We start from the raw sequence: 9,230 nt of genomic DNA on the forward strand, positions 1-9,230 counted from the left end.
TGCTGCGCGCGCTGCATGGTGACCTCGGCAATTCCATCGCGACGGGACGCCCCGTGCTGGCCGAGGTCATGCGCGCGGTCGGCAACACCGTCACGCTCGCGATTGCCGCGGCCATCATCGGCTTCACCATGGGCATCCTGCTCGGCTTGATCGCCGGCTATTTTCGCGAGACCTGGATCGACAAGGTCGCAACGTCCTTTGCCATCGCCGGGGTCTCCGTGCCGCATTACTGGCTCGGCATGCTCCTCGTCATCATCTTCTCGGTTCAGCTGAACTGGCTGCCCGCGGTCGGCGCCGGGCCCAGCGGCTCCAATTCCTGGGCGTGGGACTGGGCGCACCTGAAATATCTCGTGCTGCCGGCGATCACGACCTCGGTGATTCCCATGGGCATCGTCACGCGCACGGTGCGTGCTCTCACCGGTGACATACTCTCGCAGGACTTCGTCGAAGCCTTGCGAGCCAAGGGTCTGCACGAGCGCGGTGTATTCCGCCACGTCGTCAAGAACGCCGCGCCGACCGCGCTCGCCGTGATGGGCCTTCAGCTCGGCTACATGCTCGGCGGCTCGATCCTGATCGAGACCGTATTCTCCTGGCCGGGCTCGGGCTTCCTGCTCAACTCCGCGATCTTCCAGCGCGATCTGCCCTTGCTGCAAGGCACGATCCTGATCCTGGCCCTGTTCTTCGTCTTCCTCAATCTCCTGGTCGACATCGCGCAAGCCGCGATCGACCCGCGCATCAAGCGGGGCTAGCCGATGAGCGAGCTTCCGCTACACGCCACCAGCGACGCCGCGCTCCAGGCCGCGCCCGCGACCAGGGCGCGCGGCTATTGGGCGACCGTGGGCCGCCGCATCATGCGCGACAAGGTCAGCGTGGCCTGTGCGCTCGTGCTGATCCTGATCTTTCTTTCCGCGATCCTCGCGCCGTGGCTGGGTCTCGAAGATCCCTACAGGGGCTCGATGATCCGACGCCTGCGCCACATCGGCACGGCGGGCTATCCGCTCGGCACCGACGAGCTCGGCCGCGATATGCTGGCGCGGCTGATCTACGGCGGCCGGCTGTCGCTGGTCATCGGTATCCTGCCCGTGATCCTCGCCTTCTGCATCGGCACCTCGCTCGGCATCATTGCCGGCTATGTCGGCGGCAAGCTCAACACCGCGATCATGCGCACGGTCGACGTGTTCTATGCCTTTCCGTCCGTGCTGCTGGCGATCGCGATCTCCGGCGCGCTCGGCGCCGGCATCCTCAATTCCATCGTATCGCTCACGGTCGTGTTCGTGCCGCAGATCACCCGCGTTGCCGAAAGCGTCACCACGGGCGTGCGCAACATGGACTTCGTCGAGGCCGCGCGCGCCTCCGGCGCCGGGCCCTTCACCATCATGCGGGTTCACATCCTCGGCAACGTGCTCGGCGCGATCTTCGTCTATGCCACCAGTCTCATTTCGGTCTCGATGATCCTGGCCGCAGGTCTCTCCTTCCTCGGCCTCGGCACCAAGCCGCCGGAGCCGGAATGGGGGCTGATGCTCAATACCCTCCGCACCGCGATCTACGTCAATCCCTGGGTCGCCGCGCTTCCGGGCGCGATGATCTTCGCGGTCTCGATCTGCTTCAACCTGCTCTCGGACGGCCTGCGCAGCGCCATGGACATCAGGAACTAGACCATGAGCGAGAGCAGCACATCCGTCGAAATGCTGGAACAGGTCGAAGACCGCGGCGGCGTTGCGCAGCCGCTGCTCCAGGTCAACGGCCTGACAAAGCACTTCCCCGTGCGTGGCGGCCTGTTCGCCGCCAAGCGCACCGTGCGTGCCGTCGACAATGTTTCGTTCATTGTGGCCAAGGGCGAGACGGTCGGCATCGTCGGCGAGTCCGGTTGCGGCAAGTCGACCACCGCGCGCCTCCTGATGCATCTGATGCCGCGCGATACCGGCGACATCATTTACGACGGAATGACGGTCGGCCAGTCGCTGAGCTTGCGCGAATTGCGCCGCGGCATGCAGATGGTGTTTCAGGACTCCTACGCCTCGCTCAATCCGCGCCTCACCATCGAGGAATCGATCGCCTTCGGCCCCAAGGTGCACGGCATGGCCGACGTCACGGCACGTGCGCTCGCGCGCGAGCTGCTCGGCAAGGTCGGCCTGCGTCCGGAAACCTTCGCCAACCGCTATCCGCACGAGATCTCCGGTGGCCAGCGCCAGCGTGTCAACATCGCGCGGGCGCTGGCGCTGTCGCCGCGGCTGGTGATCCTGGACGAAGCCGTCTCCGCGCTCGACAAATCCGTCGAGGCGCAGGTGCTCAACCTGCTCGCCGATCTCAAGCGCGAGTTCGGCCTGACCTATCTCTTCATCAGCCACGACCTCAACGTCGTCCGTTACATCTCGGACCGCGTGCTGGTGATGTATCTCGGCGAGGTCGTCGAGCTCGGCCCCGTCGACCAGGTCTGGGACGCGCCCGCCCACCCCTACACGCGCGCCCTTCTCGCGGCGATGCCGTCCTCGGACCCGGACAAGCGCACCGAGACGCCGCCGATATCAGGCGATCCACCCAATCCGATCGACCCGCCCTCGGGCTGCCGTTTCCACACCCGTTGTCCGTTTGCGGAGCCGCTCTGCGCAAATGCGACACCAAAGCTCACCGCGCTCGATAATATGGGCCACGAGGCCGCGTGCTACATGGCCATTCCGGGGTCAGGCCACAGCCGCGCGCCGAGGGAGAAGACCACATGACGAGACCGACACCGAAAGACATCAAGCCGATCGCGCTGGTTGCTGGCGTGGCCGTCGACGACGAGATCGCAACCCGCATCTCCAATGCCGTCGGGCCTGCCTTCGAGGGCTTCGCGGCCATTGCCGGCACGCTGCCGTTCGACCTCGAGCCCGCCGGCTATGTGCTCGCGCAGACGCAGAAGGTGTCGAAATGAGCGCCGAACCCGCATTGATGACGCTCGCCGAGGTCGCGCGTGCGATCGCGATGAAGCATCTGTCCTCGCACGAGGTGACGCGCGCGCTGTTGCACCGTATCGCGCAGTGGCAGCCGCACCTCAATGCCTTCATGTCGATCGAGGCAGAGGCTGCGTTGAAGGCGGCCGATGCAGCCGATGCCGAGCTTGCCAAGAGCAACGTCCGAGGTGCCCTGCACGGTGTGCCGCTCGCGCACAAGGATATGTACTATGACGCGGGCCACGTGGCGACCTGTGGCTCGCTGATCCGCCGCGACTTCGTGCCGACCGTGACCTCCACGGCCTTGCAGCGGTTGAAGGATGCCGGCCAGGTCCGCCTCGGCACGCTGCATCTGGCCGAATTCGCCTATGGGCCGACCGGGCACAACGCCCACTACGGCCCGGTGCGCAATCCCTGGAACGTCGCCCACATCACCGGCGGCTCCTCGTCGGGGTCCGGCTCCGCGGTCGCCGCGCGCCTGACCTATGCGGCGCTCGGCTCCGATACCGGCGGCTCGATCCGCATGCCCGCGCATTTCTGCGGCATCACCGGCCTCAAGACCACGGTCGGCCGCGTCAGCCGCGCCGGTGCGATGCCGCTGTCGCAATCTCTAGACACCGTCGGTCCGCTCGCCCGCACCGCCGAGGATTGCGCGCTGCTGCTGGCCTTGATGGCCGGTCCCGATCCCGCCGATTCGACCTGCAGCCATGAGCCGCTGTCGGACTATGTTGCGGCGACCAAGGGTTCGCTCGGGGGCCTCAGGATCGGCGTGCCCACCTCGTTCTATGTCGACGATCTCGACAGCGAGGTCGCGCGCGTGCTGGACGAGACCATCGCGGTGCTCGAGCGCGAGGGCGCCGACATCGTCAAGGTCGAACTGCCGGATCAGCGGCAATTGTCTTCGGCGAGCCAGCTCGTGCTCGCAGCGGAAGCCGCCGCCTTCCACAAGCGCTGGATGATCGAGCGTCCGCAGGAGTATGGCCCGCAGGTCCTGATGCGGCTCCAGAACGGCCTCGCCGTTCCCGCCATCACCTATCTCGAGGCGATGCGCTGGCGCGGGCCGGCGCTCGCCGCGCACAACGCCGCGACAGCAGGCGTCGATGCGGTGATCGCACCGGCCTCGCCAGTGCCGGCGCCGACCATCGAGGAGAGCGATGTCGGCGGCGGGCCGAGCGCGCCGGCGCTGTTGCAACGGCTCACGCTGTTCACCCGCCCGGTGAATTACCTCGGCCTGCCGTCGCTCACCGTGCCGTCGGGCTTCACCCGAAGCGGCCTGCCGATCGGCATGCAGCTGATCGGCCGCTCATTCGACGAAGCGACCCTGCTCACCATCGGCGCGGCCTTCCAGCGCGCCACCGACTATCACGATCGATTGCCCAAACTGCCGTCATGACAAAGCTCGTCGAGATCTCAGGCCTCAACATCCGTTTCACCGGGGAGCGCACGGTCTATGCCGTGAACGATCTCAGCCTCTCGCTGGGCGATGGCGAGATCCTGGGCCTGCTCGGCGAGTCCGGTTCGGGCAAGAGCGTGACGCTACGTGCGCTGATGCGGCTGTTGCCACGGAAGCGCACGCAGATCTCAGGTACGGTCAACGTGCTGGGCCGCGACGTGCTCGCCATGAACGACGAGGAGCTCTCGTCGTTCCGCGGTCAGACCGTGTCGATGATCTTCCAGGAGCCCGCGCTCGCACTCGACCCGGTCTACACCATCGGCGCGCAGATCGCCGAAAGCGTGGTGCGGCACGAAGGCAAGAGCTTTGCGGAAGGGCGGGCGAGGGCGCTCGAAATGCTCGAGGTCGTGCGCATCCCTTCGGCGAAGCGCCGGCTTGACGCCTATCCGCACGAGATGTCCGGCGGCATGCGCCAGCGCGCGATGATCGCGCTCGCGCTCGCCTGCCGTCCCAAGATCCTGCTGGCGGACGAGCCGACTACCGCGCTCGACGCCACCGTGCAGATCCAGATCCTGCTACTGCTGCGCGAGCTGCAGCGCGAGTTCGGCATGTCCGTCATCTTCGTCACGCACGACATCGGCGTCGCCATCGAGATCTGCGACCGCGTCGCGGTGATGTATGCCGGCCAGATCGTGGAGCAGGGCACGCTTCGCGACATCGTCCGCTCGCCGGTGCATCCCTACGCCAAGGGCCTGCTCGCCTCGACCATCCACGGCGCCAAGCGCGGCGCCCGCCTGGAGACCATTCCCGGCACCCCGCCCTCGCTGGCGGAGAAGCCGCGCAACTGCTCCTTCGCTCCCCGCTGCAAGCTCGCGGAGCCGCGCTGCCTGGAGCAATTGCCTGGGAATGTCGAGGTCGGACCGGGTAGGGCGGCGAGATGCGTGCTGGCGGAGCCGGTCACCGGGGTGTCATAGTCCCGGATGAGTTGAACCCGGCTGCGCGAGCCTCGCCGCCAGTATTCACACCTCATTCATCCCGGTTCCCGTTCCATGGCTCCGTTCGCGGAGAGGGACCTCACTCATGTACATTTCCAATGAAGGCCTGCTCGTCATCCTTTTCGTCGGACTGGTCGCCGGCTGGCTTGCCGGCAAGGTGGTGCGCGGGACCGGGTTCGGGATCGTCGGCGATATCGTGGTCGGCATCGCCGGCGCGCTGGTGGCGAGCTTCCTTTTTCCCAGGCTCGGCATTCGTCTCGGGACAGGGCTCGTCTCCGAAATCGTCTACTCCGCCATAGGCGCCGTGATTCTGCTGGTCGTCGTGCGGCTCGTGCGTGGCGGGGGCAGGTTCTGAAGCATGATCCGGAAAAGTGCGCAGCGGTTTTCCCTCGCGACAAACGCGGACCGCGTTTGCGCGGAGATCATGCTTAAACAACAACCTAAAGCGCGATGACGATTCATCCAGATATCATCGCGCTTTAGCCCCCGCATTCGGCAGGCCGGAACCTTCAGCCTCTCCGTTTCCCGGAAGAGGCTGAAAGCCTGCAAGAAAAAGCCGCAAGCCTGTGAAATTCCGGACTTGCGCGGGAGGCCGTCAGGGGTAGATGTGGCCCATCAGGGTTCTTGATGAGTTCGGCAGCGTTGGACGCCGGGTGAACATGATGTTAATCCGGGGCAAGTACCCTGAATTGCCCGTGAAATCAGGGGCTTTGCCCCCCAGCCGAAAGAGATCAGACTGATGGCAGCCATCCCTGGCGTCCGCCGTTCAGAGCTCGGTGACGCCTTGCGCGCCTGCCGCACGGCATTCATCGGCGTCGGCTTGATGAGCTGCATGATCAACCTGCTCTATCTGACCGGGTCGATCTTCATGCTGGAGGTCTACGACCGGGTGCTGCCGAGCCGCAGCATCCCGACCCTGGTCGGCCTCATCATCCTCGCCAGCTTCCTCTACATGGCGCAGGGCGTGCTCGACATGATTCGCAACCGCATTCTGGGGCGGATCGGCACCTCGCTCGACGAGACCCTCAACAAGCGCGTGTTCGACACCATCGTGCGCCTGCCGCTTCTGGTCGGTAGCCGCAACGAGGGCCTGCAGCCGCTGCGCGATCTCGACAATGTCCGTTCCTTCCTCGGCGGCATGGGCCCGAGCGCGTTCTTCGATCTGCCCTGGCTGCCGCTCTATCTCGCCATCTGCTTCGCCTTCCATGTCCTGATCGGCGTCACCGCACTGGTCGGCGCCATCATCCTGGTCGGGCTGACGCTGGTCACCGAGTTCATGTCCCGCCAGCCGGCGAAGGAGGCGATGGGCCTTGCCGCCCAGCGCAACGATCTCGCCCAGGCCAGCCGCCGCAACGCCGAAGTCATGGTGTCGATGGGCATGGCCGGACGGATGAACCAGCGCTGGAGTGAGGTTAACGAAAAATATCTCGCCGGCAACCAGCGTGCGAGCGACGTCGCCGGCGGTCTTGGCGCGGTCGCAAAGGTGCTGCGCATGATGCTGCAATCGGCCGTGCTCGCGGTCGGCGCCTACCTCGTCATCCACCAGGAGGCGACCGCCGGCATCATCATCGCCGGCTCGATCCTGTCCGCCCGCGCGCTCGCGCCGGTTGATCTCGCCATCGCGCACTGGAAATCCTTCGTCGCCGCACGCCAGAGCTGGCAGCGTCTCACGCGGCTGTTGGAGCAGATGCCGGCTCAGACGATGCCGACCCAGTTGCAGCCGCCCACCAGCCGGCTCTCGGTCGAAGGCGTCGCCATGGTGCCGCCTGGCGATCAGCGCCTCGTCGTGCAGGACGTGACTTTCGCGCTCGCCGCCGGCAACGGCCTCGGCGTGATCGGCCCGAGCGGCTCCGGCAAGTCGTCATTGGTTCGTGCGCTGGTCGGGGTCTGGCAGCCCGTGCGCGGCAAGGTGCGGCTCGACGGCGCGGCGCTCGATCAATGGTCGTCCGACATGCTCGGCCGCCACATCGGCTATCTGCCGCAGGACGTCGAATTGTTCGGGGGCACCATCGCGCAGAACATCAGCCGGTTCGATCCCGAGGCGACCTCCGACGCGATCATCGCCGCGGCCAAGGAGGCCGGCGTGCACGAGATGATCATCAAGATGCGCGAGGGCTACAACACGCAGGTCGGCGAGCAGGGCGCAGCGCTCTCCGCCGGCCAGGCGCAGCGCGTGGCGCTGGCGCGCGCGCTCTACGGCACCCCTTTCCTGATCGTGCTCGACGAGCCCAACTCCAATCTCGATACCGAGGGCGACGAGGCGCTGACCCGCGCCATACGCTCATCGCGCGAGCGCGGTGCCATCGTCGTCGTGGTGGCGCACCGCCCGATCGGCGTCGAGGCGGTCGACCAGATCCTGGTGCTGCGCGACGGCCGCATGCAGACCTTCGGCCCCAAGGAGCAGGTGCTCGCCCAGGTGCTGCAGCCGCGGGCCGCGCCGCCGGCGCCGATCAAGATCGTCAGCGAGGGTGGAGTGGCCAAGTCATGAGCACGATGGCCATCGGCGGCACGAAGCCCGCCACGAAGAAGACTGTACGTGATTCCATCAAGTTTCACCTGATCCTCGGTCTCGCGATCGTGCTGGTCCTGGTCGTCGGCCTCGGCGGCTGGGCGTCGACTGTCTTGATCTCGGGCGCGCTGATCGCGCCGGGGCAGATCGTGGTCGAGTCCAACGTCAAGAAGGTGCAGCATCCTACCGGCGGCGTGGTCGGCGAGGTGCGCGCCCGCGACGGCGACCTGGTCAGGGCCGGCGACATCGTGGTGCGGCTCGACGACACAGTGACCAGGGCCAACCTTGCGATCGTCACCAAGAATCTCGACGCTGCGCAGGCGCGTGCGGCGCGATTGCAGGCCGAGCAGCGCGGTCTCGATAGAATTGAATTTCCGCAGGCCCTGCTCGATCGCGCCGGCGATCCCGACGTCAAGGTGCTGCTCTCGGCCGAAGCCAAGCTGTTCGATGTCCGCGTCAACGGCCGCACCGGACAGAAGGCGCAGCTGCGCGAGCGCATCACGCAGCTCAACGAGGAGATCTCCGGTCTCAGTGCCCAGGAGAAGGCCAAGGACCAGGAGATCGCGCTGGTGCAGAACGAGCTCACCGGCGTGCGCGAGCTCTACGACAAGCGCCTGGTGCAGATCTCGCGCCTGACCCAGCTCGAACGCGACTCGGCGCGTCTCAATGGCGAGCGCGCGCAGTACATCGCCTCGCGCGCCCAGGCCAAGGGCAAGATCACCGAGACCGAGCTCCAGATCATCCAGATCGACAAGGATGTGGTCAGCGAAGTCTCTAAGGACCTGCGGGAGACCAACGACAAGATCGGCGAGCTGATCGAGCGCAAGGTTGCCGCCGAAGACCAGCTCCGCCGCGTCGACATCCGCGCGCCGCAGGACGGCATGGTGCTGCAATCGACCGTGCACACCGTCGGCGGCGTCGTCACCGCCGGCGATACCTTGATGCTGATCGTGCCGCAGGCCGACGATCTCCAGGTCGAAGCCAAGGTCAATCCGGTCGATATCGACAAGCTCCAGATCGGCCAGAAGACGCTGCTGCGCCTCTCCGCGTTCAACCAGCGCACCACGCCGGAGCTCAACGGCCTCGTCAGCCGCGTGTCGCCCGACGTGACCACCGACCAGCGCACCGGTCAAAGCTATTACACCATACGCGTCTCGATGCCGGCCGAGGAGGTCGCCCGGCTCGGCGACGTCAAGCTGATCCCCGGCATGCCCGTGGAAGCCTTCGTCCAGACCGGCGACCGCACCATGCTGTCCTATCTCATGAAGCCGCTGCGCGACCAGCTGATGCGGGCGTTCCGGGAGAAGTGACGCGCGAAAGCGCGTCATCCCGGAGCGCGCTTAGCGCGCATCCGGGATCTCAGGCCGCATACTCGGTCTTGTAGGGTGGGTTAGTCTTAC

At 66.3% G+C, this 9,230-nt stretch carries 9 protein-coding genes; all 9 read left to right on the forward strand.

The genetic code is table 11. The features are described 5' to 3' along the window. Positions 1-749, forward strand: a 749-nt coding sequence (locus tag IC50_RS16680) for an ABC transporter permease (RefSeq protein ID WP_035706799.1), incomplete at its 5' end; no start/stop codon positions are given. Between the two features lie 3 nt (positions 750-752). Beyond that, complete coding sequence (locus tag IC50_RS16685) at positions 753-1,655, forward strand: ABC transporter permease (RefSeq protein ID WP_035706803.1); 903 nt, start codon at positions 753-755, stop codon at positions 1,653-1,655. Between the two features lie 3 nt (positions 1,656-1,658). Then, positions 1,659-2,720: an ABC transporter ATP-binding protein gene (locus IC50_RS16690; RefSeq protein ID WP_035706806.1), complete on the forward strand. Its 1,062-nt coding sequence runs from the start codon at positions 1,659-1,661 to the stop codon at positions 2,718-2,720. Further along, positions 2,717-2,914, forward strand: a complete 198-nt coding sequence (locus IC50_RS16695) for a hypothetical protein (RefSeq protein WP_035706809.1) — start codon at positions 2,717-2,719, stop codon at positions 2,912-2,914. Before IC50_RS16690 ends, IC50_RS16695 begins: the two co-directional genes overlap by 4 nt. Further along, a complete protein-coding gene (locus tag IC50_RS16700; RefSeq protein ID WP_035706812.1) occupies positions 2,911-4,326 on the forward strand; it encodes an amidase in 1,416 nt (471 codons plus the stop codon). The genes IC50_RS16695 and IC50_RS16700 overlap by 4 nt, the downstream gene beginning before the upstream one ends. Further along, positions 4,323-5,300 carry an ABC transporter ATP-binding protein gene (locus tag IC50_RS16705; protein ID WP_035706815.1) on the forward strand — a complete coding sequence of 326 codons (978 nt, stop codon included), beginning with the start codon at positions 4,323-4,325 and terminating at the stop codon, positions 5,298-5,300. The genes IC50_RS16700 and IC50_RS16705 overlap by 4 nt, the downstream gene beginning before the upstream one ends. Before the next feature lie 106 nt (positions 5,301-5,406). Beyond that, entirely contained in the window at positions 5,407-5,676 is a 270-nt protein-coding gene (locus tag IC50_RS16710) for a GlsB/YeaQ/YmgE family stress response membrane protein (RefSeq protein WP_035706818.1), read from the forward strand. 384 nt (positions 5,677-6,060) lie between these two features. Then, positions 6,061-7,809: a type I secretion system permease/ATPase gene (locus IC50_RS16715; RefSeq protein ID WP_035706821.1), complete on the forward strand. Its 1,749-nt coding sequence runs from the start codon at positions 6,061-6,063 to the stop codon at positions 7,807-7,809. Next, on the forward strand, positions 7,806-9,140 hold the full coding sequence (locus IC50_RS16720) for an HlyD family type I secretion periplasmic adaptor subunit (RefSeq protein WP_035706824.1): 1,335 nt from the start codon (positions 7,806-7,808) through the stop codon (positions 9,138-9,140). Before IC50_RS16715 ends, IC50_RS16720 begins: the two co-directional genes overlap by 4 nt. Positions 9,141-9,230: the final 90 nt, after the last annotated feature.

It is taken from the genome of Bradyrhizobium genomosp. I (2014), assembly GCF_000261685.1.
Lineage (GTDB): Bacteria > Pseudomonadota > Alphaproteobacteria > Rhizobiales > Xanthobacteraceae > Bradyrhizobium.

What these genes read in the sequence shown, in the direction of transcription:
- IC50_RS16695 (WP_035706809.1), top strand. Translation starts at nt 2,717, where the DNA reads ATGACGAGACCGACACCGAAAGACATCAAGCCGATCGCGCTGGTTGCT.
- IC50_RS16710 (WP_035706818.1), top strand. Translation starts at nt 5,407, where the DNA reads ATGTACATTTCCAATGAAGGCCTGCTCGTCATCCTTTTCGTCGGACTG.
- IC50_RS16700 (WP_035706812.1), top strand. Translation starts at nt 2,911, where the DNA reads ATGAGCGCCGAACCCGCATTGATGACGCTCGCCGAGGTCGCGCGTGCG.
- IC50_RS16705 (WP_035706815.1), top strand. Translation starts at nt 4,323, where the DNA reads ATGACAAAGCTCGTCGAGATCTCAGGCCTCAACATCCGTTTCACCGGG.
- IC50_RS16720 (WP_035706824.1), top strand. Translation starts at nt 7,806, where the DNA reads ATGAGCACGATGGCCATCGGCGGCACGAAGCCCGCCACGAAGAAGACT.
- IC50_RS16685 (WP_035706803.1), top strand. Translation starts at nt 753, where the DNA reads ATGAGCGAGCTTCCGCTACACGCCACCAGCGACGCCGCGCTCCAGGCC.
- IC50_RS16715 (WP_035706821.1), top strand. Translation starts at nt 6,061, where the DNA reads ATGGCAGCCATCCCTGGCGTCCGCCGTTCAGAGCTCGGTGACGCCTTG.
- IC50_RS16690 (WP_035706806.1), top strand. Translation starts at nt 1,659, where the DNA reads ATGAGCGAGAGCAGCACATCCGTCGAAATGCTGGAACAGGTCGAAGAC.